The 24,180-nt window shown below is 71.8% G+C and carries 22 protein-coding genes; 7 read left to right on the top strand and 15 right to left on the bottom strand.

What is annotated here, in order from left to right; genetic code table 11:
• The 4 genes from Q0D57_RS13885 to Q0D57_RS13870 all read left to right on the top strand — a co-directional run.
• Positions 1-364: DUF4129 domain-containing protein (locus Q0D57_RS13885; protein ID WP_291045056.1), on the top strand; the 364-nt coding region annotated here is incomplete at its 5' end.
• Positions 361-1,683 carry a DUF4350 domain-containing protein gene (locus tag Q0D57_RS13880; RefSeq protein WP_291045053.1) on the top strand — a complete coding sequence of 441 codons (1,323 nt, stop codon included), beginning with the start codon at positions 361-363 and terminating at the stop codon, positions 1,681-1,683. The genes Q0D57_RS13885 and Q0D57_RS13880, both read left to right, overlap by 4 nt.
• 63 nt (positions 1,684-1,746) lie before the next feature.
• A complete protein-coding gene (locus Q0D57_RS13875; RefSeq protein ID WP_291045051.1) occupies positions 1,747-2,751 on the top strand; it encodes a MoxR family ATPase in 1,005 nt (334 codons plus the stop codon).
• 10 nt (positions 2,752-2,761) lie between these two features.
• A complete protein-coding gene (locus Q0D57_RS13870; protein WP_291045049.1) occupies positions 2,762-4,069 on the top strand; it encodes a DUF58 domain-containing protein in 1,308 nt (435 codons plus the stop codon).
• Here the strand turns inward: Q0D57_RS13870 and Q0D57_RS13865 are convergent.
• The 10 genes from Q0D57_RS13865 to Q0D57_RS13820 all read right to left on the bottom strand — a co-directional run bounded on the left by Q0D57_RS13865 (position 4,066) and on the right by Q0D57_RS13820 (position 14,357).
• Positions 4,066-5,583 (bottom strand): NAD-dependent succinate-semialdehyde dehydrogenase, encoded by a 1,518-nt coding sequence (locus Q0D57_RS13865; RefSeq protein ID WP_291045046.1) that lies wholly within the window; start codon positions 5,581-5,583, stop codon positions 4,066-4,068. The genes Q0D57_RS13870 and Q0D57_RS13865 overlap by 4 nt on opposite strands.
• Positions 5,580-6,767 (bottom strand): iron-containing alcohol dehydrogenase, encoded by a 1,188-nt coding sequence (locus Q0D57_RS13860; protein WP_291045041.1) that lies wholly within the window; start codon positions 6,765-6,767, stop codon positions 5,580-5,582. Before Q0D57_RS13860 ends, Q0D57_RS13865 begins: the two co-directional genes overlap by 4 nt.
• Positions 6,764-7,750: an NAD(P)-dependent oxidoreductase gene (locus Q0D57_RS13855; RefSeq protein ID WP_291045060.1), complete on the bottom strand. Its 987-nt coding sequence runs from the start codon at positions 7,748-7,750 to the stop codon at positions 6,764-6,766. Before Q0D57_RS13855 ends, Q0D57_RS13860 begins: the two co-directional genes overlap by 4 nt.
• Positions 7,708-9,216 carry an aldehyde dehydrogenase gene (locus Q0D57_RS13850; RefSeq protein WP_291045039.1) on the bottom strand — a complete coding sequence of 503 codons (1,509 nt, stop codon included), beginning with the start codon at positions 9,214-9,216 and terminating at the stop codon, positions 7,708-7,710. Before Q0D57_RS13850 ends, Q0D57_RS13855 begins: the two co-directional genes overlap by 43 nt.
• Positions 9,213-10,322 carry a mandelate racemase/muconate lactonizing enzyme family protein gene (locus tag Q0D57_RS13845; RefSeq protein ID WP_291045037.1) on the bottom strand — a complete coding sequence of 370 codons (1,110 nt, stop codon included), beginning with the start codon at positions 10,320-10,322 and terminating at the stop codon, positions 9,213-9,215. Before Q0D57_RS13845 ends, Q0D57_RS13850 begins: the two co-directional genes overlap by 4 nt.
• 2 nt (positions 10,323-10,324) lie before the next feature.
• Positions 10,325-10,834, bottom strand: coding sequence for a formaldehyde-activating enzyme (gene fae, locus Q0D57_RS13840; protein WP_291045034.1), 510 nt, complete (start codon positions 10,832-10,834; stop codon positions 10,325-10,327).
• The gene (locus Q0D57_RS13835; RefSeq protein ID WP_291045032.1) at positions 10,835-11,773 is read right to left on the bottom strand and encodes a glycine betaine ABC transporter substrate-binding protein; all 939 of its coding nucleotides are present in this window, start codon (positions 11,771-11,773) and stop codon (positions 10,835-10,837) included. It lies immediately after the preceding gene.
• Positions 11,774-11,828: 55 nt separating this feature from the next.
• Complete coding sequence (locus Q0D57_RS13830; RefSeq protein WP_291045031.1) at positions 11,829-12,620, bottom strand: ABC transporter permease; 792 nt, start codon at positions 12,618-12,620, stop codon at positions 11,829-11,831.
• Complete coding sequence (locus Q0D57_RS13825; protein ID WP_291045058.1) at positions 12,617-13,609, bottom strand: ATP-binding cassette domain-containing protein; 993 nt, start codon at positions 13,607-13,609, stop codon at positions 12,617-12,619. Before Q0D57_RS13825 ends, Q0D57_RS13830 begins: the two co-directional genes overlap by 4 nt.
• 82 nt (positions 13,610-13,691) lie before the next feature.
• Positions 13,692-14,357, bottom strand: a complete 666-nt coding sequence (locus Q0D57_RS13820) for an ABC transporter permease (RefSeq protein ID WP_291045029.1) — start codon at positions 14,355-14,357, stop codon at positions 13,692-13,694.
• Positions 14,358-14,498: 141 nt separating this feature from the next.
• Here Q0D57_RS13820 and Q0D57_RS13815 point away from each other — a divergent pair, with 141 nt between their 5' ends.
• Positions 14,499-15,350 (top strand): IclR family transcriptional regulator, encoded by an 852-nt coding sequence (locus tag Q0D57_RS13815; protein ID WP_291045027.1) that lies wholly within the window; start codon positions 14,499-14,501, stop codon positions 15,348-15,350.
• 9 nt (positions 15,351-15,359) lie between these two features.
• Here the strand turns inward: Q0D57_RS13815 and Q0D57_RS13810 are convergent, their stop codons facing one another.
• Positions 15,360-16,355, bottom strand: a complete 996-nt coding sequence (locus Q0D57_RS13810; RefSeq protein WP_291045025.1) for a stage II sporulation protein M — start codon at positions 16,353-16,355, stop codon at positions 15,360-15,362.
• 17 nt (positions 16,356-16,372) lie between these two features.
• On the opposite strand from Q0D57_RS13810, the gene Q0D57_RS13805 reads away from it, so the two are divergent.
• Positions 16,373-17,203 (top strand): RDD family protein, encoded by an 831-nt coding sequence (locus Q0D57_RS13805; RefSeq protein WP_259526202.1) that lies wholly within the window; start codon positions 16,373-16,375, stop codon positions 17,201-17,203.
• A 15-nt stretch (positions 17,204-17,218) separates the two neighbouring features.
• On the opposite strand, the gene ahcY is transcribed toward Q0D57_RS13805, so the two are convergent.
• Positions 17,219-18,730 carry an adenosylhomocysteinase gene (gene ahcY, locus Q0D57_RS13800; RefSeq protein ID WP_291045022.1) on the bottom strand — a complete coding sequence of 504 codons (1,512 nt, stop codon included), beginning with the start codon at positions 18,728-18,730 and terminating at the stop codon, positions 17,219-17,221.
• Positions 18,731-18,803: 73 nt separating this feature from the next.
• The gene (locus Q0D57_RS13795; protein ID WP_291045020.1) at positions 18,804-19,007 is read right to left on the bottom strand and encodes a DUF3499 family protein; all 204 of its coding nucleotides are present in this window, start codon (positions 19,005-19,007) and stop codon (positions 18,804-18,806) included.
• Positions 19,008-19,082: 75 nt separating this feature from the next.
• Between Q0D57_RS13795 and Q0D57_RS13790 the strand changes: the two genes are divergently transcribed.
• Positions 19,083-19,523, top strand: coding sequence for a metallopeptidase family protein (locus Q0D57_RS13790; protein ID WP_291045018.1), 441 nt, complete (start codon positions 19,083-19,085; stop codon positions 19,521-19,523).
• A gap of 46 nt (positions 19,524-19,569) precedes the next feature.
• Here the strand turns inward: Q0D57_RS13790 and Q0D57_RS13785 are convergent, their stop codons facing one another.
• Positions 19,570-21,054 carry a DUF5719 family protein gene (locus tag Q0D57_RS13785; protein WP_291045016.1) on the bottom strand — a complete coding sequence of 495 codons (1,485 nt, stop codon included), beginning with the start codon at positions 21,052-21,054 and terminating at the stop codon, positions 19,570-19,572.
• Positions 21,044-24,180 (bottom strand): hypothetical protein (locus tag Q0D57_RS13780; protein WP_291045014.1); only part of this gene is annotated, 3,137 nt, incomplete at its 5' end. The genes Q0D57_RS13780 and Q0D57_RS13785, both read right to left, overlap by 11 nt.

Raw genomic sequence — 24,180 nt, 5'->3', positions numbered from 1 at the left:
CGGCGCCGACGACGCGCGATCGGCCGCCGAGCTGCGGGCCTCGGCCGCCCGCGCCGCCGCCCAGGGCGACTTCACGGTGGCGGTCGAGGAGGCGTTCCGCGCTCTCGCCCGTCAGCTCGCCGAGCGCACCGTCGTGCTCACGGCGCCCGGCACCACCGCCCGCGACTTCGCGCTGCGCGCAGGCGAGGCCTTCCCCGGCCGGCGCGACGAGCTCGGCGGATGCGCCCGGCTCTTCGACGGCGTGCGCTACCTCGACGAGCCGGGCACCCATGGCGACTACGACCGCATCTCGGCCCTCGACCGGCAGCTGCAGAACGAGCGGCCCGCCGCCCTCGAGCGCGTCGACCACGAGGTCGTGCGGTGAGCGCGAAGACCGGCGGCCCTTCGGGCCGCACGAACGACCGCGGCTCGCGCCGGCAGGGCGCGCCCGGTTCGGCGGCCTTCCCCGCCGTGGCCGTCGCCGAGACCCCACGCGTGCGCTCGAGCGCCCGCCGCAGCGTCTTCTGGGTCGTCGCCGTCGCGGCCGCGTTCGTCTTCTCCGTCTTCACGATCGCCCTCACCGCGTCGTCGAACCCCGACACCGACCGCTACTCCCTCGAGAACGCCGGCCCCTCCGGATCCCGCGCCGTCGCCGAGGTGCTCCGGCAGCAGGGCGTCGACGTCGTGGGCGCCGCGAGCCTCACCGAGGCCACCGAGGCCCTCGAGTCCGCGGGCGACGGCGCGACGCTCCTCTTCTCCGACGTCTACGGCTACCTCGACGACGACCGCCGCGCGGAGCTCGCCCGCACCGTGCGCGACAGCGGTGCCGAGCTCGTGCTGCTCGAGCCCTGGTCGAGCGACCTCGACGTGCTGGCCCCCGGCATCGCCAACGCGGGCTCCCCCGACGGCGACGGCTCCGTCGAGGCGGGCGAGGGCTGCCGCGTCGACGCCGCCGAGCGCGCCGGAACCATCACCGCCCCCAACGCCACCTACCGGCCGATCGCCTCGGGCGGCGACGCCGACGGCGGTGAGATCGAGACCTGCTTCCTGGCCGGCACCGGCGACAGCGGAGACGCCTTCGCGCTCATCCGGTCGACCACGGCGAACGGTGCTGTCACAGTGTTCGGCGGGGGCGACTCCCTCACGAACGACCTCGTGGCCCAGGAGGGCAACGCGGCCCTCGCCCTCGGCCTCCTCGGTGGCGAGGAGACGCTCGTCTGGTACATCCCGGGAGCCGACGACCTCGCCTCCGACGGCGAGGCCACGGAGACCCTCGGCTCGCTCACGCCGCCCTGGGTGACCCCCGTGCTGCTCCTCCTCGTGCTCGTCACCGTCGCCGCCGGCATCTGGCGCGGGCGGCGGTTCGGGCCGGTCGTCGTGGAGAACCTGCCCGTCACCGTGCGGGCGAGCGAGACCATGGAGGGTCGCGCCCGCCTCTACGCCAAGCACGGCGCCCACGGCCGCGCGCTCGACGCCGTGCGCATCGGCACCATCACCCGGCTCACCTCGATGCTCGCGCTGCCGCGGCACGCGGGGGTCGTGGAGGTCAGCCGGTCGGTCGCCGCCGTGACCGGGCGGCACGTCGACGAGGTCTACGACGTGCTCGTCGGAGCGATCCCCCGCACCGAGGCCGAGCTGCTCGACATCTCGGACCGCCTGCTGCGGCTCGAGCAGGAGGTGCAGCGTGCGACGACACCACGATGACGCCTGCCCGGGGCGACCCCTTTTCTCAGACCGTGACAGCACCGCGACAGTGAGGACATCCGGATGACCGACATCACCACCCCCCAGGGCACCCCGCCCGCCTCCTCGTCTCCCTCGCCGGAGCAGCTGAGGCAGAGCCTCGCGCGCGTGCGCACCGAGGTGGGCAAGGCCGTCGTGGGGCAGGAGGGCGCGGTCACGGGCCTCATCATCGCGCTCCTCGCCCGCGGGCACGTGCTGCTCGAGGGCGTGCCCGGTGTGGCGAAGACGCTGCTCGTGCGCTCGCTCAGCCAGGCGCTCAGCCTCGACACCAAGCGGGTGCAGTTCACCCCGGACCTGATGCCGGGCGACATCACCGGCTCCCTCATCTACGACGCGAAGGCCGGCGAGTTCTCGTTCCGCGAGGGCCCGGTGTTCACGAACATCCTGCTCGCCGACGAGATCAACCGCACGCCCCCGAAGACGCAGTCGGCGCTCCTCGAGGCCATGGAGGAGCGGCAGGTGAGCGCCGACGGTGTCACGCGAGCGCTGCCCGACCCGTTCCTCGTGGCGGCCACGCAGAACCCGATCGAGTACGAGGGCACCTACACGCTGCCCGAGGCGCAGCTCGACCGGTTCCTGCTGAAGCTCGTGCTCGACCTGCCTGAGCGCGAGGTCGAGGTGGCCGTGCTCGAGCGCCACGCCCGCGGCTTCAACCCGCGCGACCTCGTGGCCGCGGGGGTCACGCCCGTGCTGAGCGCCGCCGAGCTCACCTTCGCGCAGCAGGACGTGCAGCGTGTGCAGGCCACGCCCGACGTGCTCGCCTACATCGTCGACCTCGCGCGGGCCACCCGGCAGAGCCCCTCGGTCAAGCTCGGCGTGAGCCCCCGCGGCTCCACCGCGCTGCTCGCCGCCGCGAAAGCCTGGGCGTGGCTCAACGGCTCGCCCGGCATCACGCCCGACCACGTGCAGGCGATGGTGCTGCCCGTGCTCCGGCACCGCATCCAGCTGCGGCCCGAGGCCGAGCTCGAGGGCGTCTCGGTCGACTCGATCCTGCGGTCGATCCTCACCCAGGTGCGGGTGCCGATCTGATGGTCGAAGCATGACCGTGTCGGGGAGGTTCGTGGGGCTGCTGGCCGTGGGGGTCGTGCCCGTGGTGCTTCTGGGGGAGCTCTACGGGGAGGCCTTTGGAGCGCTGCTGGGGTGGGTGGCGCTGATGGTGGTGCTCCTGGTGGTGGATCTGGTGGTCGCGGCGTCGCCGCGGGTGCTGGCGGTCGAGCGGGTGCTGCCGGCGCGGGTGCGCCTCGGGGAGACCGTGGTGAGCACGCTGTACCTCACCAACACGGGGAAGCGGATGCTGCGCGCAATCGTGCGCGATGCATGGCAGCCGTCGGCGGGAGCCTCCACCACGCGCTCGCGGGTCGCGATCCCGGGCGGTGAGCGGCGGGCCGTCGTGCTCGGGCTCACGCCCTTCCGGCGCGGTGAGCGGCGCACCGAGCGCGTCACCGTGCGCTCCTTCGGGCCGCTCGGGCTCGCCGCCCGGCAGACGACCCTCCGCGCCGAGGGGCGCATTCGGGTGCTGCCGCCCTTCAACTCCCGCAAGCACCTGCCGTCGCGGCTCGCGCGGCTGCGGGAGCTCGACGGGCGCACGAGCGTCATGATCCGCGGGCAGGGAACCGAGTTCGACAGCCTGCGCGAATACGTGCGGGGCGACGACGTGCGCTCGATCGACTGGCGCGCCACCGCCCGGCACAGCGACACGATGGTGCGCACCTGGCGGCCCGAACGCGACCGGCGGGTCGTGATCGTGATCGACACCGGGCGCACCCAGGCGGCCCGGATCGACGACGAGCCGCGAATCGACACCGCGTTCGAGAGCGCGCTGCTGCTCGCCGCCCTCGCGACACGGGCGGGCGACCGGGTCGACCTGGTGATGTACGACCGGCGGCTGCGCGGTCGCGTGCACGGCGCATCCGGCCCCGAGCTGCTCTCGCGCATGGTCGACGCCATGGCGCCCGTGGAGCCCGACCTGATCGAGATGGACTGGACGGCCGTTCCGGGCCTCGTGCGCCAGGTCACCACGCAGCGCTCGCTCGTGGTGCTCGCCACCGCCATCGACTCCCCCGGCATCTCGCGCGAGCTCATGGCCATCGTGCCGCAGCTCACCCGCAACCACACGGTCGTGGTGACCTCGGTGACCGACCCCGACGTCGCGGCCGGCGTGCTCCGCCGCGGCGACCGCGAGGAGGTCTACCGCGCGGCCGCCTCCGAGCGCGCCCTGCTCGACGTTGCCCGCGTCACCACCGTGCTCAAGCGCTACGGCGCCGACGTGCTCACGGCGGCGCCTGCCGACCTGCCGCCGGCCCTCGCGGACCGGTACCTCGCGCTGAAGGCGGCGGGCCGGCTCTAGCTCCCCACCCACGGATCGGCGATGCCCACATACGTGGTCTCGAGGTACTCCTCGATGCCCTCGGCACCGCCCTCGCGGCCGAGCCCCGACTGCTTGACGCCGCCGAAAGGTGCCGCCGGATTCGAGACGATGCCGGTGTTCAGGCCGAACATGCCCACCTCCAGCGTCTCGGCGAGCCGCAGCGCACGGGCGAGGTCGTTCGTGAAGGCGTAGGCGACGAGCCCGAACTCGGTGTCGTTGGCGAGCCCCACGGCCTCCTCCTCGGTGTCGAACACCACGATCGGTGCGACCGGCCCGAAGATCTCCTCCGCGAGGACGGCAGCGCCTCTCGGCACGTCGGTGAGCACGGTCGGCTCGTAGAAGTAGCCGGGCCCCGGGACGACGGCGCCTCCGAGGGCCAGCGACGCCCCCTCGGCGACCGCGCCGAGAACCAGTTCGTGCACCTTGCTCCGCGTCGCCTCGTCGACGAGTGGCCCGATGCGGGACGCCGGATCGGTGCCGCGCGCGACGGTGTGCTCGCGCATCCTGGTCACGAGCCGCTCGGTGAACTCCGCTGCCACCTCCCGGTGCACCAGGATGCGGTTGGCTGCCGTGCACGCCTCTCCGCCGTTCCGCAGCTTGGCCAGCATCGCACCCTCGACGGCCCGATCGAGGTCGGCGTCGTCGAACACCATCAGCGGCGCGTTGCCGCCGAGCTCCATCGAGACCCGGAGCACCTGCTCCGCCGCATCGGCGATGAGCCGGCGGCCCACCTCCGTCGACCCGGTGAAGGAGAGCTTGCGGAGCCGCGGGTCGCGCACCAACGGCCCGGTCACCGCTCCCGCCGAAGCGGTCGGGATGACATTGAGCACCCCGGGCGGGAGCCCCGCATCGGTGAGCACCTGCGCGAACAGCAGAGCCGTGAGCGGGGTGAGCGCCGCCGGCTTCAGCACCATCGTGCAGCCCGCCGCGATGGCGGGTGCGATCTTGCGCGTGGCCATGGCGAGCGGAAAGTTCCACGGCGTGATGAACAGGCACGGCCCCACCGGCCGTTTCAGCACCAGCAGGCGGCTGGATCCGTCGGGCGAGGTGGCGTACCGGCCACCGATCCGCGCGGTCTCCTCCGAGAACCAGCGCAGGAACTCGGCGCCGTAGGCCACCTCTCCCCGCGCCTCCGCGAGCGGTTTGCCCATCTCGAGCGTCATGAGCAGGGCGAAGTCGTCGCGTCGTGCCGTCAGCGCGTCGAAGGCGCGGCGCAGGATCTCGGCGCGCTCGCGCGGGGGCGTGCGGGCCCAGTCGGCCTGCGCGGCGACGGCGGCGTCGAGGGCCGCCCGCCCGTCGGCGGGCGTCGCGGAGGCGATGGCGACAAGCACCTCGCCGGTCGAGGGGTCGTGCACCTCGAGGGTGCCGCCGTCGGACGCGTCGCGCCACTCCCCTCCGATCAGGAGACCCGTCGGCAGCGAGGCCAGCAGCCTGGCCTCATCGGCAGGCGTCGGACGCTCGCCGACGATGCTCGGAGCGATCCCGCCGGTCACAGGGCTCGCTCCAGGATGGCGACGACGTCGGCCGCGGAGGGCTCGAGGGGGTTGTTGGCGGTGACCGCGTCGTCGAGCGTGTCCTGCGCGAGCGAGGCGAGGTCGTCGGGCGTCACGCCGAAGTCGCCGAGGCGGGCGGTCATGCCCACCGTGCGCGCGAGCTCTGCCACCGCCTCGATGGCGGCCGAGGCGTTCGCCGCATCGTCGACACGTGTGTCGCCGGCGCCGAGGGCGAAGGCGAGCCGTGCGAGCCGCTCCTCGCGAACCGCGCGATTGAACCGCAGCACGTCCTCGATCACGATGCAGAGGGCGAGCCCGTGCGGGATGTCGAAGCGACCGCCGAGCGGATGCGCGATGCCGTGCACGAGTCCGAGACCCGTGTGCGAGAAGCCCACCCCGGCCACGTGCGAGGCCAGCAGCAGCTGGGCGCGGGCCTCGAGGTCTGCTCCGTCGGCGACCGCACGCGGCAGGAACTCGGCCACGGTCGACACGACCTGCAGCGCGATGCCGTCGCTGTAGGGGTTCGCCCGACGCGAGAGGTACGACTCCACCGCGTGGGTGAGCGCGTCCATCCCCGTGGCCGCGGTGGCACGGGGCGGAAGGCCGACCGTCAGTTCCGGGTCGAGCACCGCGGCCCGAGCGAGGGCCGTGGTGGATCCGACGTAGAACTTGCGGTGGGTCTCGGTGTCGGTGACCACACCGAAGGCGTTCACCTCGGCACCGGTGCCGGAGGTCGTCGGCACCGCCACGATCGGCAGTGCGTCGCGCTCGAACTCGGAGCGGTAGTCGAGGGCGCTGCCCCGCTGCGGGTTGACGGCGCCGAGCGCGATGCCCTTCGCGGCATCCATCGACGACCCGCCGCCGACCGCCACGATCGCACCCACGCCGAGGTCGCGGGCGAGGTCGCTGCCGGCGTCGAGCGCGGCCGTGGTGGGGTTCGGCATGACGCCGTCGAATACGTGGACCGCGATGCCCTCGGCCTCGAGCGAGGTGCGCACGACGGCAACGACCGGGGAGGCGGCGAGGAAGGCGTCGGTCACGATCAGGGCGCTGGAGGCTCCCGTGGCGGCCGTGACCTCGCCCACCTCCCTCACCCGGCCCGCGCCGAAGCGCGCGTACGGCTTCGGATCCAGGTCGAGGCTCATCGTGGAGAGCGGACTGGGCAGGGGCGGGAGGATGCTCACGCGGCGACCGTCCCTTCGCCCGCGGCCGGCCTGCTGCGGCGCAGCGGGGTGCCGATGAGGTCTTCGTACAGCTGCACCGGCGTCATCTCCCCCGCGCGATCGCCGTACTGCGCACGAGCGCGGCGGTACACCTGCTCCACGAGCGCGGAGAGCTCGGTCGGCACGCCCACCGAGCGCGCGAGATCGATCGAGAGTCCGAGATCCTTGCAGGCCAGCGCGATCGCGAAGCCCTCGTCGTAGTCGCCGTGATCGAGGATCGACAGCACGTCGTTCTCCACGAAGTTGCTGCGGGCAGGACTCGCCACGAGCGCGGTGCGGAGCACCTCGAGATCGACTCCGGCCTTCACCCCCACGGCGAGCACCTCGGCCGTGGCCACGAGGTGGGAGAACCAGAGCTGGTTGATCATGAGCTTCACCGCGTAGCCGGCGCCGGCGCCCCCGACGTGCAGGATGCGCTCCGGATCGCCCATCGCCTCGAACACAGGCCGGAGGCGCTCCACGTCGGCCGACTCGCCACCGATGAAGATCTGCAGGGTGCCGTTCGCGGCGCCGGCCGACATGCCCGAGACCGGTGCGTCGAGGATGCGCAGACCCCGGTGCGCCTGGGTGCTCCGCACCCTCTCGGCGGGCTCGGGAACCGAGGTCGACATGTCGACCCAGGTGCCCCCGTCGGGAATGCCGGCGAGGATGCCGGTGGGACCCTCGAGCACGGCGTCGACGTGCCGCGGGGTCGGCAGCATCGTGATGACGACGTCGCTCCGCCGCGCCACCTCGGCCGGGTTCTCGGCCCATTCCGCGCCGCCGGCCAGGAGGGCCTCGGCGGATTCGCGCCGGATGTCGTGGACGACGAGGGGGAAGCCCGCGGCCTGCAGGTTGCGGGTCATTCCGCCGCCCATGCTGCCGAGGCCGATGAAGCCGACCGTGATCGGCTGCTGTTCTGTCATTTCCGGTGGTCTTTCGTTCGGGAATCGAGGTTGATCCAGGTGGTCTTGAGAGCGGAGTAGGCGTCGAGGGCGTGCAACGACCGATCGCGGCCGGAGCCCGACTCCTTGAAGCCGCCGAAAGGGGTCACGATGTCGGCCACGTCGAAGGTGTTGACCCAGACGGTGCCGGCGCGCAGCTCCCTGGCCGCGCGGTGCGCGGTGCCGATGTCGCTCGTCCAGACCGAGGCGGCGAGGCCATAGCGGCTCTCGTTGGCCACGCGCACCCCATCCTCGGCGTCGCGCACGGCGGTGACGGCGAGTGCGGGGCCGAAGATCTCCTCCTGGCCGATCCGCCCGGTGTTCCGCACGCCGTCGAAGACGGTCGGCTCGACGTAGAAGCCGTCGGCGAGGCCCTCGGGACGGACTCGTGCACCGCCGTGCACCTCGGCTCCTTCGGTGCGTGCGATCTCGGTGTACTCGAGCACGCGCTCGAGCTGCACCGCGCTCGCGATGGTGCCGAGCTGAGTGGCCTCGTCGAGCGGATCGCCCTGCACGAGCGAACGGCCGACGGCGATCACCTTCTCCACGAGCTCGTCGTGCACGCCCTCCTCCACGATCAGGCGGCTGCCGCCGTGGCAGGTCTGACCCGCATTGTAGAAGATGCCCCAGGCCACGCTCGAGGCGCACTCGTCGAGGTCGGGGACATCCGCGAGCACCAGCTGGGCGCTCTTGCCGCCGAGCTCGAGCGAGACCTGCTTGCCGTTCGACTCCCCCGCGTAGCGGAGGAAGCCCCGCCCGACCGCGGGCGATCCGGTGAAGGCGATCTTGTCGACCTGCGGATGCCGGCCGAGCGCCTCGCCGGCCACGGCGCCGAGCCCGGGGACGACATTGAACACCCCGTCGGGAACGCCGGCCTCGGCCGCCAGGGCCGCGAGGCGGATGGCCGACAGGCTCGTGTTCTCGGCCGGCTTCAGCACGACCGAGTTGCCGGCCGCGAGCGCCGGGGCGATCTTCCAGGCCGAGATGATGAGCGGGTAGTTCCACGGCACGACGGCGCCGACCACGCCGAGCGGCTCCCGGCGGATCGTGGCGAGGGCGTTCTCGGGCGTGGGGGCGACCTCGTCGTAGACCTTGTCGAGCGCCTCGGCGTACCAGCGCACCGTGCGGGCGGCGCTCGGCACGTCTACCCGCAGCGAGTCCCCGATCGGATGCCCGGAGTCGAGCGACTCCAGGAGGGCGAGCTCCTCGAGGTTCTCCAGCATGAGCTCGGCCAGCCGCAGCAGCACCGCCTGGCGGTGGCGGCGGTCGGCTCGAGACCAGACCCCCGACTCGAAGGCGCGATGGGCGGCGCTCACCGCGCGGTCGACGTCGACGGCGCCCGCCGACGCGATCCGGGCCAGGATCGAGCCGTCGCGCGGAGCGACGCTGTCGAAGACCGCGCCGTCGGCGGCGTCGGCGTAGGCGCCGTCGACGAACAGGCGCGTCTCGGGGGCGAGTCTCGCGGCGGCCGCGACCCAGTCGGTCACGATCCCACCGTGAAGCGCGCCACGGCCTCGCGGTCGATGACGGCGCCGAGGCCGGGGACCTCGGGCACCAGCAGGTCGCCGTGGGAGTCGATCATGAGCGGTTCCATGAAGAAGTCACGGCGTTCCGGGGTCCAGCCGGGTGGATCGAACGGGAACTCCAGGAAGGGCCCGGCGTCCACCCCGGCCGCCACGTGCAGGTTGGCGAGGAGCCCGAGGCCGTTGCTCCAGGTGTGCGGCGTGAAGCCCCGGTGGCGGAGGTTCGCCGACTCAGCCACCTGACGGGCACGGTACATGCCCACCGCGAGTGCGACGTCCGGCTGGTAGATGTCGAACGCGTCGTTCTCGATCAGCGCCATCATCTCGGGAAGCGAGCGCACCATCTCGCCTCCCGCGATCTGGATCCCGGTCTGGGCACGCACACGCTGCGCTCCCGCCACGTCGACCTGCGGCAGCGGCTCCTCGAGCCAGAGCACATCGAGCTCGGTGAGCTCGGCGGCCACGCGATGCACGGCGGCCAGAGGCAGCGCCGCCTCGATGTCGCCCGACATCCGCCACATCTGGTTGAGATCCACCATCAGCGCGAAGTCGGGGCCCACGGCCTCCCTGGTCGCTCGCACGGCGGCGATCCCCTCGGCGAGCCGGTCGCGCGCGATCCGGATCTTCATGGCCTTGAAGCCCAGCTCGCGTGCGGCCAGCGCCGACTCGGCCCTCTCCCCGGGTGACTTCAGCTCGCCGGAGGAGGCGTAGGCCGGGAGCCGGTCACGGGCACCGCCGAACAGCACGCTCACGGGGAGCCCGGCGACCTTGCCCACGATGTCCCAGAGCGCCGCCTCGAGGGGCCAGTAGCGACCGCCGTGGAAGTTGATCGTCTCGATCCGGCGCACCTGATTGAGGATCTGGAGGGGGTCGGTGCCGAGGAACAGGTGCTCGAAGGCGTCGAACCCGTCCATGCTGTCGCCCGAGCCGACGCCCGTGACCCCCTCGTCGGTCTCGACCTCCACGAGAGTCGCGGCGAACGAGGTGCGGGGGTCGGGATCCCAGGCCGCGCGGAAGGGCGGGTCGAGCGGGAGGCTCAGCCGGGTGATCCGGATGGCGGTGATCTTCATGGTCAGGCTCTCGGTGTGAAGAAGGGGTTGGACGGGGAGTTCCGGGCGGCGATCACGTCGCCCGCCGTGGGCAGGGAGCGCGCGCCGTTCTCGAGCGCGGTGCGCACCGACTGCCGGTTGTGGGCGTAGACGGCCTCCGCGTCGTCGGCGCCGGGGTTCACCCAGACGGCGGCGATGATGGCGTGGGTGTCGGCCTCCTCGTGACTGATCACGCCGTCGGCGAGCGCATCCGCCACGCCCGCCGCGATGCCGGCCTGGGCCGGCCCCCAGATCATGAGGCCGTGGTCGTCGCCCTCGGGTGCCGCCTTCGTCACGAAGAGCGTGAGCGGTTTCACCGGCAAGGAGGGGCGGAGCACCGTGACGAAGGGCACGTGACCCGCGCTGGGGGTGGCGAGGGCCGTGGCCCAGGCGACGCCGACGGGCCCGTCACGATGCCCGAGGACGGTGTTGACGTGGGCGGCGTTCACCCCGTCGCCCACGAAGCTCTCGCCGAGCTGGACTGCCTCCGCCACTCAGATCAGCCCCTGCTCGGTCAGCCACTCCTCGGCGATGTCGGCGGGGTCTTCACCGTCGACATCGGCCAGCGCGTTGAGCTTCTGCATCTCCTCGGTGGTCAGCAGCACGGAGGCCTCGTCGATCACATCGGCGACGGCGGGGTACTCGTCGAGGGTGGTCTGCTTGAGCGTGAAGGCGCCCTGGTAGACGGGGAAGAACTGCAGGTCGTCCTCCATCACCGTCAGTCCGAGGGAGGTGATGCGACCGTCGGTGGCGAACACCTCGCCGAAGTTGCAGGTGTCGCCCTTCGCGGTGGTGCTGTAGATGACGCCGGTGTCCAGCAGGGAAACGTTGGAGTCGGGCACGTCGATGCCGTAGGCCTCCTTGAGGCCCGGCCAGCCGTCGTCACGGGTCGAGAACTCGCTCTCGATGCAGAAGGTCTGCTCGTCGGCCGGCAGGGCGGCCACGTCGCTCAGGGTCTTCACGCCGAGCTCCTCGGCCTTGTCCGAGAGCACCGCGAAGGCGTAGGTGTTGTTGAGCGGAGCGGGGTCGAGCCAGGCGATGCCGTTGGCCGCGTCGGCCTCCTTCGTGGCCTCGAACTGCTCCTTCTCGCCCTGCACCGGTTCGGTGTTGCCGTTGTAGGTGATCCAGGAGGTGCCCGAGTACTCCCAGTAGCCGAGGAACTGGTCGCTCTCGAGAGCGGCGCGCACGTTGGCCGAGCCGACCACCGACGTGTTGGCCTCGGTGTCGGCGCCGTGGGCGTTGAGGAGCTGGCTCGTGATGTGGGCCAGGATGTACTGCTCCGAGAAGTCCTTCGCGCCGATCTCGCCGCTGAGGCCCTCGAGCTCGTCGCCCTGCGAGCCCGCTCCTCCGCCGCCTCCGGCGGAGCACCCGGTGAGGGCGAGGGTGCCGACGGCGAGCACGCCGAGGAAGGTGGATCCGATTCTCTTGTTCATGGTGATGCGCTCTTTCTGCTGGTGAGGGATGGGGTGGTGTCGAAGGGCTGGTGACTCAGACGCCCTTGGGGCGCAGGAGGTCCTCCGCGATGCCGGCCAGCCAGTCGATCGCGAGGGCGATGCAGGAGACGATCACGGCACCCGTGATGAGCACCGGGAAGCGCTGGAGCTTGAGGCCGTTCACGATCATGTCGCCGAGCCCGCCGGCGTTGATGAAGGTGGCGACGGTGGCGACGCCGACCGCGAAGACGAGGGCGGTGCGGAGCCCGGCGAGGATGACGGGGACCGCGAGCGGCAGTTCGATCCGCCGCAGCACCTGTGCGGGGGTCATGCCCATTCCGCGCGCGGCCTCGGTGACGCTCGGGTCGACCTGCGCGAGCCCGATCATGGTGTTGCGGAGCACCGGCAGGAACGAGTAGGCCACGATGGCGATGAGCGCGGTTGCGAAGCCGATCTGCCAGATGATCGCGAGCAGGATGATGAAGCCGATCGCCGGCGTCGCCTGTCCGATGTTGGCGAGCCCCAGGATGAAGCCCCTGAGGGCGCGGGACCGGGTGCGGCTGGCCACGATGCCGATCGGGATCGCGAGCACCGCCACGAAGAACGACGCACCGATGGCCAGCTGCAGGTGCTCCTTGGTGCGCAGGAAGATGTACTCCGCATTGAGCGTGCGGGCCATGATCGAGTCGATCTCGATGCTCTGGATCCAGAGGAACAGCACGGTGAGCACCACGACGATGGCCACCGGTGTGGCGATCCGTCGCAGGGTCCAGAATCGGGGTCGCCTGGGGGGCCGCGCCTCCTCGGCCATCGCCTCTTCGCGGTCGAGCACGGTCTGGAAGCTCATCGTGCTGCTCCGGCGTCGGTGCCGAGCACCGCGGAGATCTGCTCGAGCGAGATCGAGGCGACCACGCGCTCGCCCTCGGTCACGCCGATCGCCGGGGCACCGCTCAGCACGAGGGAGTCGAGCGCATCCCGCAGTGTCTCGGAGGCGGGCACCGTGACGGTGCCGACCGCCGCCGAGGCGGGGCCGAGCTGCGCGCCGGTCACGGGGATGAGCGCCAGGCGTTTCAGCGCGGCACCGTGCCCGATGAAGGAGGAGACGTAGTCGTTGGCGGGGTGGCTGAGGATGTTCGCCGGGGTGTCGAACTGCTCGATCTTCGAGCGGTCGCTCAGCACGGCGATCCGGTCGCCCAGACGCACCGCCTCGTCGAAGTCGTGCGTCACGAAGATGATGGTCTTGCCGATCGTCGCCTGCAGCCGCAGGAACTCCTGCTGCAGCTTCTCCCGGGTGATGGGGTCGGTGGCGCCGAAGGGCTCGTCCATGAGCATGACCGGCGGGTCGGCGGCGAGCGCCCTGGCGACGCCGACGCGCTGCTGCTGACCGCCGGAGAGCTGCTTGGGATAGCGGGAGGCGAAGGTCCCGGGGTCGAGCTGCACCACCGAGAGCAGCTCGTCGATGCGGGCGGCGATGCGGCTCTTCGGCCAGCCGAGCAGCTTGGGCACCACCGCGATGTTCTCGGCGATGGTCATGTGCGGGAAGAGCCCGATCTGCTGGATGACGTAGCCGATGTGGCGGCGCAGCTCGTTCGGGTCGAGCGAGAGCACCTCGCGGTCGTCGATCCGGATCGATCCGGAGCTCGGCTCGATGATGCGGTTGATCATCTTCATGGTGGTGGTCTTGCCGCAGCCGGAGGGGCCGACGAACATGATCAGTTCGCCCGGCTTCACATCCATCGAGAAGCCGGCCACGGCGGGAGCCTCCTGGCCCGGGTAGATCTTGCTCACGTCGCGCAGCTCGATGTGCGCGCCGCTCGTGTTCTTCACCGTGGTGATCCCGGTGGTCGTGGTGATGCTCGCCGTGCGGGGCGAGGTGCCGAAGGGCCGGGCGGGGCCGGTGCCATCAGGAGCGGTCATGTCAGGCACGCAGTCCTTTCGAGGTGGTGGTCGTGGTCACGAGGTTGAACAGGGCATCGACCAGCAGCGCGAGCAGCACCACGCAGACGGTGCCGGTGAGCGCGAAGTTGAGGGCGTTCTTCGAGCCGAGCGAGCTGAGCCCCTGGAAGATCATCTGGCCGAGACCCGGCCCGCCCACATAGGCGCCGATGGCGGCGATGCCGATGGTGAGCTGAGCCGCCACGCGCACCCCGGTGAGGATGACCGGCCAGGCGATCGGCAGCTGAATGCTCAGCATCACCCGCGTGGGGCTCATGCCCATGCCCGTCGCGCTCTCCATGATCGCGGGAGGCACCTCGCGGAGCCCGACCACGGTGTTGCGGATGATGGGCAGCAGCGAGTAGAGCGTGAGGCCGATCAGGGTGGGCGTCCAGCCGAGGCCGAAGAGCGGGATCATCGCCGCGAGCAGGGCGAGTGACGGGATGGTGAGGATGACGGCGGCGCTCGTGACGGCGAGGGAGCGGCCGATCGGCCGGTTCCACACCAGGAGGCCGACACCCACTCCGATGATGGTGGCGAAGAGCAGGGCGAGCAGCACCACGACGAGGTGGCCCAGCGCGAGCTCCAGGATGTCGTCGTACCGCTTGGCCCAGAAGGCCAGCAGTTCGCTGGGGTCGAATCCTGTCACGGAAGTGCTCCTTGCTCGTCTTTGAGGTGGGGGTGCGCGATGCCGTCCGGCGATCGCGGTGACGAATCCGAGAGTAGGGCGGTGGTTATCTTTTGCGCAACCGGGGTTGTGCATATGGCAACTACTGGCTAGATTCTCGTCATGAGCAGTTCACCTCCGCCCCGGCGCAACGCCGCCGGGCTCCGGCGCGACCTCGAGATCCTCGAGCTTCTCGGCTCCCCCGAATCGGAGCAGAGCGGCGGGCTCGGGGTGGTACGGCTGTCGGAGCTGGTGGGCCGCGACAAGGGCCAGGTCTCGCGCACCCTCGCCACGCTCGCCGAAGCGGGCCTCGTGGCCCGAGACCCGCAGACCCTCGGCTACCGGCTCGGGTATCAGCTCTACGCCCTGGCGGCCCGCACGCTCGAGTCGAGGCTCGTCCGCGAGTCCGCACCGTTCCTGCGGCGGGTCGTCACCGCCACCCACGAGACCGCACACCTCTGCGTGCTGCGCGGCGACAGCGTGCTCACGCTCAGCAGCGAGCTCAGCGAGTACGCCTTCCGCGGCATCGCCTGGGAGGGCGTGAGCGTGGCCGCCTGGCGCACGTCGGCCGGCCGGGTGCTCGTGAGCGACCGCGACGACGACGATCTGCGGCGCTGGTACGACGTGCACGGGCACGATCGCACGGTGCTCGGCCCCGTGGCCCCGGTGGTGCAGGCGGCGGGCCCCGTGGAGCCCGCGGCCGAGGGCCGCCCCGCCATCACCGACGCGGCCAGTCTCGTCGAGGAGGTGCACCGCATCCGGCGCCGGGGGTTCGCAACCGTCGACGAGGAGTTCGAGATGGGGGTGGTGGGAGCTTCGGCGCCCGTCTACGACTTCCGCGGCAGTATCGTGGCGGCCATCAACCTGAGCGCCCCGAAGGGGCGGATCGGCCGGCACCTCGACCAGGTGGGAGCGCTGGTCGCCGAGGTCGCGGCCGACCTCTCGGTGCATCTCGGGGCGCCGGGCCGCCAGTGAGCGACGGGTCTAGCCCGCGACCAGCTGCTTCGCGCCCGCCTCGAACTCCTCGAGGTCGCCGGTGTGGCCAGCCCGGGCCGCGCGGCGGCCGAGGACGAGCATGTAGGCGAGGAACGCCAGGAGCGCCAGGGCCCCGATGCCGATCTTGATCGGCCAGGGCCACGGCGACGGGGTGACGAAGCCCTCGATGACGCCCGAGATGAAGAGCACGAAGACGAGGCCGATGGCCACGGTGAAGAGCGAGCGGCCGTTCTCCGCCAGGGACTGGCCGCGGGTGCGGGCACCGGGCGCCACCCAGGCCCAGAAGATGCGCAGGCCCGCAGCGGCCGCCACGAAGATGGCGGTGAGCTCGAGGAGGCCGTGCGGCATGATGTAGAGGAAGAAGGTGTCGCCCTGGCCGAACTCGAACATCACGGCGGCGTTGACGCCGAGGTTCTGCGCGTTCTGGATGATGACGTAGGGCACGAAGATGCCGAGGATGCCGAACGCGATGCACTGCGCGGCGATCCACGCGTTGTTGGTCCAGACGAGGCCCGTGAACGAGGCCGCGGGGTTCTCGGAGTAGTAGTCGACGAACTCCTCGTCGGCGAGCTTCTTGAGGTCCGCGTCGTCACCGATCGCCGCCATCACGGCCGGGTCCTGCGAGATCCACACCGCGTAGAGCGTGGCGATGAGCACCGTCGCGAGCGCCACGGCGAGCGTCAGCCAGCGCAGCCGGTAGAGCGCGGCCGGCAGGTGGATGGCGAAGAAGGTCGGGATCTGGCGCAGGATGTTCGACCCCGCGCCCGTGAAGCGAAGTCGCGCCCGCGAGAGCGAGACCGAGAGCCGGTCGCCCTGCCGCGTGGAGCCCGCCACCGTCTTGATGGCCGAGAGCTGCGTGGCGCCGGACTGGTAGCGCTCGATCAGCTCGTCGGCCTCGCGGCCTGAGAACTCCCGCCGTCGACCGAGGTCATCGAGACGATCCCATTCGTCGCGATGGGCTGCGGAGTAGGCGTCGAGGTCCATCTGCTTAAATGATAGGCATGACAGAGGCGAATGCCGACGACGAACTCCTCACCGGCGAGGCGGTCGCCCTCGATGTGCGGCCCGCGAGCTTCCTGCTGCGGAGTGCGAGCGGCGCGATCGACTTCCTCGTCTCGGTCATCCCGCTCGCCGTCACGATCTACCTCTTCTTCGGCGTGCTCTTCGCCGGCGAGGGCGTCGACCCCGCGCTCGCGCAGGCCCTCTTCACGGCGATGCTGGTCGGCTACCTCGTGATCCTCCCGATCGTGGTCGAGGTCGCGTCGCGCGGCCGCTCGCTCGGCAAGCTCGTGATCGGCGCCCGGATCGTGCGCGACGACGGCGGCGCGATCTCGCTCCGGCACTCCGTCATCCGGGGCCTCACGGGGTTCCTCGAGATCTTCGCGACGCTCGGCTCGATCGCCTTCGTGACGTCGCTGCTCAACTCGCGCTCGAAGCGCCTCGGCGACCTGCTCGCGGGAACCTACAGCCAGCACGAGCGGGTGCCCGCCGCCCTGCCGTTCGATGTGGCGGTGCCGCCGCCGCTCACCGTGTGGGCTCAGACCGCCGACGTGGCGAAGCTCCCGGATCGGCTGTCACGGCGCGTGGTGCAGTTCCTGACCCAGTCGGCGAGCATGACCCCCGCCACCCGTGAGCGGCTCTCCACCGAGCTCGCGGGCGAGGTCGCCCCCTACGTCTCCCCCGTGCCCAACGTGCACCCGCACGTGTTCCTGCTCGGCGTGGCGGCGATGCGGCGCGACCGGGAGTACCGCGCCCTCATGATCGAGCGCGACCGCCTCGCGACGGTCGCGCCCATCCTGCACGGACTCCCGAACGGCTTCCCCGACCGCTGACGCGGCCGGAAACCGCTAGTAGCGGTAGTGGTCGACCTTGTACGGCCCGCCCACCTCGACGCCGATGTAGGCGGCCTGCTCGGGCCGGAGCGTCGTCAGCTCGACGCCGAGCGCGTCGAGGTGCAGTCGGGCCACCTTCTCGTCGAGGTGCTTCGGCAGCACGTAGACGCCGATCGGGTAGTTCTCGGGCGTCACGTAGAGCTCGATCTGCGCGAGCACCTGGTTGGTGAACGAGTTGCTCATGACGAAGGACGGGTGCCCCGTGGCGTTGCCGAGGTTCATCAGGCGCCCCTCCGAGAGCACGAGCACGCTGCGGCCGGTGGGCAGACGCCACTCGTGCACCTGCGGCTTGATCTCGACCTTCTCGGCACCGGCGACGCGGGCGAGGCCGGCCATGTCGATCTCGTTGTCGAAGTGGCCGACGTTGGCGATGATCGCGAGGTGCTTCATCTTCAGGATGTCGTCGACACCGATCACGTTCACGTTGCCGGTGCCGGTCACGAAGATGTCGACCTCGCCGATGACCGACTCGAGGCGAGCCACCTGGAAGCCGTCCATCGCGGCCTGGAGCGCGCAGATCGGGTCGACCTCCGACACGATCACGCGGGCGCCCTGGCCCTTGAGCGCCTCGGCGGCGCCCTTGCCCACGTCGCCGTAGCCGACCACGAAGGCGACCTTGCCGCCCATCAGCACGTCGGTCGCGCGGTTCAGGCCATCCGGAAGCGAGTGCCGGATGCCGTACTTGTTGTCGAACTTCGACTTGGTGACCGAGTCGTTCACGTTGATGGCGGGGAACAGCAGCTGGCCCGCGGCGGCGAGCTCGTAGAGACGGTGCACACCGGTGGTGGTCTCCTCGGAGACACCCTTGATCTCGGCGGCGATGCGCGTGAAGCGGTCGGGGTTCGTGGCGATGGATGCGCGGAGCAGGTCGAGGATGACGGCGTACTCCTCGCTGTCCTCCGGCGTCGTCTCCGGCACCGCGCCGGCGAGCTCGAACTCGCGGCCCTTGTGCACGAGCAGGGTGGCGTCGCCACCGTCGTCGAGGATCATGTTGGGTCCGATCCACTCGACCGGAACGCCCGCCTCGGCCTCGGCGGCGGCCTCGGCCGACCAGTCGAAGGCGCGGTCGGTGCACCACCAGTACTCCTCGAGCGTCTCGCCCTTCCAGGCGAACACGGGGACTCCGGCGGGCTCGTCGACGGTGCCCGTGGGGCCGACGACCATGGCGGCGGCCGCCTCGTCCTGCGTGGAGAAGATGTTGCAGCTCACCCAGCGAACCTGCGCGCCGAGGGCCGTGAGGGTCTCGATGAGCACGGCGGTCTGCACGGTCATGTGCAGCGAGCCCATGATGCGGGCGCCGGCAAGGGGCTGGGTGGGGCCGAACTCCTCGCGGAGGGCCATCAGGCCGGGCATCTCGTTCTCGGCGAGGCGGATCTGATGGCGGCCGGCCTCGGCGAGCGAGAGGTCACGGACCCGGAAGGGCAGAGCGGTGCCGGTGGTCTCGGCGAGGGCGGGAGCGAAAGTCATGCTCCCATTCTCTCAGATCCTGCTGTGACAGCACCTGTGCCGAGCCGGACGGTGCAGGACCTGACCTGCCGAGTCAGCCGGCGGGGACGTGCCGCAGGATCTGCCAGCCCTGCGGAGCGGACAGCCGCTCGGTGTGGCGCACGCAGAGGTCATAGCTGTGCGGCTCGGAGACAGGGCTCAACGGACCGACGACGATCATCGAATCGGCGTAGTCGTAGGTGAGGGTGGTGGCTGCCTCACCGCGGCACGAGGGCCGCGAGCATTCCCTGTTCGTCATCGGATCGAGCCTACCCGCGGGCCAGCCCGCGACCCGGCAGGCACGGCCGTGTCGCGCTCGCATAGACTTGGCGGCATGGCCAGGTCGCGCAGAACCCCGCGATCGGCCGCCATCCGGGCCCGCTCCCGCAGCCGGCACGGGCGCGACCTGAGATCATCGGCCACGGGCCCTCATCTGCCGTTCCTGCGCACGCGCATCGACCTCTTCGAGATGACGGTCTCCTCGACGGCAGAGTACCTCCGGAGCGTGTGGCCCAACGAGCTCGCGAACGTGAGCTTCGAGGTGGCGGCGATGCCGTTCGGCACGTTCGGCTCCCCCGACCACGTCGACCGCTGGTCGGTCACGAAGAACCGCGTGATCATGTTCCGGCTGCCGATCGAGCGGATGTCGCACCTGCACCGCGACGACGAGGTGCATCGGCGGCTCGCGATCGAGTCGTGCGTGTTCCGGGCGGTGGCCGAGCTCCTCGGCAAGGATCCGTGGGATCTCGCCCCCGACCGGTTCCGGCACTTCTGACGCATCCGTCCGGAGACGGGCAGGCCGGGCCTGGTGACGAGGCCGCCTACGGGTAGACGACCACCGCCGACGCCGCCGGGTTCGGTGGCGCGATCGGGTAGGACGACGAACGGCCGTCGCCGAAGTAGGTGACGTTCGCGAGCACCGGATCCGTGGTGGTCACCGTGTAGGCGCCGCCCGTGGTGAGGGGCAGGTAGCGGCCACCCGGCACGATCGTGGCCTCCGTCACGACACCGCTGGCATCGGTGAGGGTGACGTCGACGCTCTCGCCGGTGGTGCTGACGATGTGCAGGCGCGGGCTCGGGCCGTCGGCGTTGGCGACGAAGAAGCGCTCCTCGAGCGGCTGCAGCGCCTGGTACCAGGCGAAGTCGAGGCCGCCGTTGCCGACGGTCGAGGTGCGGGCGCCCATCACGAACGGCACGTCGGAGCTGGCCTCGACCGTGTAGACGCCGTCGGGGATGTCCTGCAGCGGGAACTCGGTCACGATGCCAGGGGTCAGACCCACCTGGTACTCGGTCCGCGCTCCCCCGTCGCGCTCCTCGGCGACGCGGATGGTGACCGAGGCGGGCTCGGAGCCGGGGACGAACAGGCGGAGCACGCTCTGCAGGTCGGAGTAGTCGGCGTCGGCGAGGCGCTCCGAGATGGTGGAGGTGCCCGCGACGCGCACTCCCGTGACGGTCTGCTCAGGGGCAGGCGGGGCCGTGGCCCCGGCGAGCTCGACGCCGCCGGGCTCGAGGCCCCGCACGACGCTCTGCTGCACGGCCGCCGTGACAGCTCCGACGCTCGCGACCACGTGGATGACGGGGTCGGAGAGATCCGGCGCGAGGCCGGCGAGCGAGAGGATGCGCGTGGAGCGGGCGGGCACGTCGATGTTCTGCGCGCCCGGCGACTCGACGAGGCCGGCGTCGCCGTAGATGGTGAGATCGACGATGGAGTTCACGTCGCCCGGGTTGGCGAGCACCACGAAGCTCGTGCGGCCCACCGTGGTGGAGCCGGCGACGAGCCAGCTGTCGGGCGAGGCCTCGCCGCAGGACGTGGCCGCGAGACCCACGAGCTCGGCGGTGGAGATGCTCTGCGACTGCGCGGCGGCGAAGAGCAGGCCTGAGTCGGTGGCCGCCTGGTCCTCCGTCTCCGTGCCGTCGGCATCGGCCGTGTCGGCGGCGGCCGCCGGGAGAGCGATGCGCGCGGGCGCGGTGGGCTCGTTCGAGATGACGTCGTCGGGCGACAGCAGGGCGCTCTCGTCGAGCACCGCCGCCGGATCGGACGCGGCGGCGTAGACCGTGGTGGTGCCCACGCTCGAGATGGAGGTGGCGTCGGCACCGGTGTCGTCGGAGAGTCGCACGAGCGGCCCCGCACACGCACGGACCTCCTCAGCGGGCGCCGGGTCGACCGAGAACGAGGCGGGCACCGCGTTCACACCGGGAAGCGGCAGCACCACGGCGGCACCGGCCACGGCCACGAGCGCCGCGGCGGCGACGATCCCGACGGCGACGCGCGTGCCGGTGGCGACCATCCTGCGATCAGCGGGCATCGTGCGATCCCTCCTCGGGGTTCTGGGTGGGGCGCGCGGCCGTGCGGTTCTCGACCTGCAGGCGGTGCTGCTCGGCGGCCTCGCGGTCGAGTGCCTCGCGGATGCTGAGGACCGTCTCGTCGTTGGGGTCGTAGTCGTCGGGGTCGTAGCCGCCGGGTTCGTGGCCGCCGGGTGCGGCGGGCGACGGCGCGTCGACGGGAGCCGGCTCGGGCTGCGGCACCGACTCGCGCTCGGGCTCTGGTGCCGGCTCGGGCTCCGGTGCGGACTCGGGCTCGGGTGCGGGCTCGACGAATACCACGGGAGCCGGCGGGGCCACGGGAGCCTCGGCGGGGGCGGCCTCCGGCTCGGGAGCGGGAGCGACGAACACCGGCGACGTGGGCGCCGGGGCCGCCTCCGGCTCCGGCTGCACGACGGAGGAGGGCGCCGTGTCGGTCGAGGGCTCCGGCTCCGCGGGCGGCGTCGGCTCGGGCTCTCGCTCGGGCTCGGGCTCAGGCTGGGCGGCGACGTCCGCAGCGGCGGCCGGCTCATCAGTCACGTACTCGGCGGCGTAGGTGCCGGCGGCGGTCTGCACGGGCTCGGCCGCGGCCGAGGACGACTCCGCGCGTGGTGGCGTCGCGGCCTCCACCTCGGCGTCGCGCACATCAGCATCGTGCACATCAGCATCGTGCACATCAGCATCGTGCACCTCGGCATCGTGCACCTCGGCGTCGTGCTGGCGGGCTGCCAGCACCGCTGCGGCGATGGCCGCGCTCGGAGCGGCCTCCGGCAGCTCCGGATGTCCGGGTGCGGCGTGCTCGCGACCGGAGGCACCGTCTGATGCATCCGCAGCTCGGGCGTTGGCGTGATCGCGAGCGGAGATCGGCTCGTGAGCAGGCGCCTCGGCGACGACCGGAGCACCCTCCTCGGTGTCGAGGGCCTCGGGCTCCTCGCCCACGGCCACGCGCTCGTCGAACTCGGTGCCCTTCTCCTCGGCGAGGTGCTCCTCAGCCGAGTCGGCGGCGCCGACGTGGGCCGTGGTGCTCACGGCGCGGTTGCCCTGCACCTGGAGCCGGCCGGCCGGCAGGGCGAGCAGCAGCGCCACGCCGAACACGAAGGCCTGCAGCACGAGCACGAGCACCCCGAACGGCGTTCCGGTGTTGGTGGGGCTCGGCGCGGGCAGCGTGGCGACGGTGCCGTCGTCGGCGACCTGCCAGAGCGCACCCGCGAAGGTGTCGCCGATGAAGGTGAACTGCGGATTGCTATTGAGGGCGCTCGTGGTGCGCGCCGTGATGGACTCCGCGGCGTCGCCCGGCGCATCCCCACCCCGCGTCACGGCGGGCTGGAGCAGCACGAACTCGATGCCGAGCGCCGTCAGTCGCGACGACACCTCCGCACCGCTGATGGAGGCCGCGTTGCCCACGATGTCGGCGATCTCGGCGCGGTTGCTCGCGTCTCCCGCGCTCGCTCCCGGCCCTTCCAGGGTGCCGGTCTCGGCCGCGTAGTCGGCGGTCGATCCGAGCGTCGACTGCTGAGAGAGGGTCGCTCCGGCGCCGTGCACGACCGTGCCGCCGAGCGCGCCGTCGGGCCCCGGGGCGATGAGCAGGGTGCCCACGCGCGGGTTCGTGGAGGCCTCGGCGGTGACGTAGGCGGGGAGCTGACGGCCGTCACCCGGCACGACCTGCGCGGTGCCGAGCAGCACACCGAGCCCCATCGGCAGCGCGATCACGGCGATGGCGACGGTGGCCACGACGGCGGGCACGCCCGTGAAGCGAGGCAGTGCGGCGAGACCGAACACGGCGGCTCCCGCGAGACCGAGCCAGTAGAGGCTGAGGCCCGAGCCCGGCCAGATGGCCACGGCCTCGGATCCCAAGGTGGCGAGAGCGAGCTGGCCCGCCAGCACGGCGGTGACGAAGCCGACGAGCGCGATCACGATGGCGAAGACGGGCCGGTAGGAGCCGGGCAGCACGAGCGCGGCGAGCGCGAGCAGGGCGAGGGGGACGGTGAGCACGGCCACGGCGATGAGCACCGCGCCCGAGTCGACGCCGATTCCGGCGGCGAGCGACGACCAGCCTCCGAGTCCGGTCTGCGGCAGCCCGAGCACGAGCTCGAGCACCGGCACGGGCGCGCGCCAGACGGGCAGGCCCGGGTCGGCGAGCAGGGCCAGCGGGGTGCCGCGCTCGAGCTGGTCGAGCACGAGCGGGAAGAACAGCACGAGCGCCGGCAGCGGGATGCCGATGAGCCGCATCACGTTGCGTCGGCTCGCGATGGTGGCGACCAGCCACAGCAGCACGAGGGCCGGCCAGAGCGATGGCGCCACGGCGAGCACGGCGGCGAAGAGGATGGAGGCCATCGCCGATGCCGACCACGAGCGGGGGGCGGCGAGCACCGCGAGCACGAGCCATGGCAGCAGCAGGTGGGCGAGGATCGCGCCGATCTGTCCGGCGTCGAGCGCACCGAGGAACGGTGGCGCCACGACCCAGAGCACGGCGGCGACGCTCCGCAGCAGGGGCCGCTCGGTGAGGTGCGCCGCGAGGAACCACGCGGCGAGAGCGGCGAGCGGCAGCGCGGCCAGGTAGAGGCCCACGATCGCCAGCGACGGCGCCCAGAAGGTGAGCGAGCCGAGCACGGCGATGACGGTGGCGAACGGATCGGCCGCGCCCACGAAGCCGAGGCCAAGGTCGCGGTAGCCGGTGCCGATCTGCGCCCACAGGCCACCAGCCGAGGGGTCGAGCGGCAGCGCTCCCCCGCCCGTCATGGCGGCGGCGCCGAAGACGGGGATGAAGACGACGAGGCCGACCAGCAGCGCGACGAGCACCGTCACGACCCCGCCGGAGGAGATGAACTGGATGCGGTCGCGCGCCCCCCGCAGATAGGTCAGCGCGATCTCGCGCTGCAGCGAGCGGCGACGGCGGATCTCGTCCCCCGGCATCCGGAGCGGCGCGATGGCTTTCCAGCCCACGCGTCTCGAGGCCTTGAGCCGCTTGCGCGCCTCGCCGATGCGCGATCCGAAAGCCGTCTTGAAGGCCGCGGCGAACTCGCCGCCGATGGCGCCCGGCTGCTTGCGCACGAGCTGGAAGAGCGAGCGGGCGATCGCGAGCGGCACGAGCGAGAGCCAGTGGAAGACGACGGCGAAGGGCGGCGCGTAGA

This window comes from Herbiconiux sp., from assembly GCF_023264895.1.
Classification (GTDB): domain Bacteria; phylum Actinomycetota; class Actinomycetes; order Actinomycetales; family Microbacteriaceae; genus Herbiconiux.
This window is presented reverse-complemented; position numbering and strand designations above follow the sequence as displayed.

Coding starts and splice junctions, on each gene's coding strand:
- Q0D57_RS13875 (WP_291045051.1), top strand. CDS start 1,747: ATGACCGACATCACCACCCCCCAGGGCACCCCGCCCGCCTCCTCGTCT.
- Q0D57_RS13785 (WP_291045016.1), bottom strand. CDS start 21,054: ATGCCCGCTGATCGCAGGATGGTCGCCACCGGCACGCGCGTCGCCGTC.
- Q0D57_RS13870 (WP_291045049.1), top strand. CDS start 2,762: ATGACCGTGTCGGGGAGGTTCGTGGGGCTGCTGGCCGTGGGGGTCGTG.
- Q0D57_RS13810 (WP_291045025.1), bottom strand. CDS start 16,355: ATGGACCTCGACGCCTACTCCGCAGCCCATCGCGACGAATGGGATCGT.
- Q0D57_RS13805 (WP_259526202.1), top strand. CDS start 16,373: ATGACAGAGGCGAATGCCGACGACGAACTCCTCACCGGCGAGGCGGTC.
- Q0D57_RS13815 (WP_291045027.1), top strand. CDS start 14,499: ATGAGCAGTTCACCTCCGCCCCGGCGCAACGCCGCCGGGCTCCGGCGC.
- ahcY (WP_291045022.1), bottom strand. CDS start 18,730: ATGACTTTCGCTCCCGCCCTCGCCGAGACCACCGGCACCGCTCTGCCC.
- Q0D57_RS13845 (WP_291045037.1), bottom strand. CDS start 10,322: ATGAAGATCACCGCCATCCGGATCACCCGGCTGAGCCTCCCGCTCGAC.
- Q0D57_RS13830 (WP_291045031.1), bottom strand. CDS start 12,620: ATGAGCTTCCAGACCGTGCTCGACCGCGAAGAGGCGATGGCCGAGGAG.
- Q0D57_RS13790 (WP_291045018.1), top strand. CDS start 19,083: ATGGCCAGGTCGCGCAGAACCCCGCGATCGGCCGCCATCCGGGCCCGC.
- Q0D57_RS13835 (WP_291045032.1), bottom strand. CDS start 11,773: ATGAACAAGAGAATCGGATCCACCTTCCTCGGCGTGCTCGCCGTCGGC.
- Q0D57_RS13795 (WP_291045020.1), bottom strand. CDS start 19,007: ATGACGAACAGGGAATGCTCGCGGCCCTCGTGCCGCGGTGAGGCAGCC.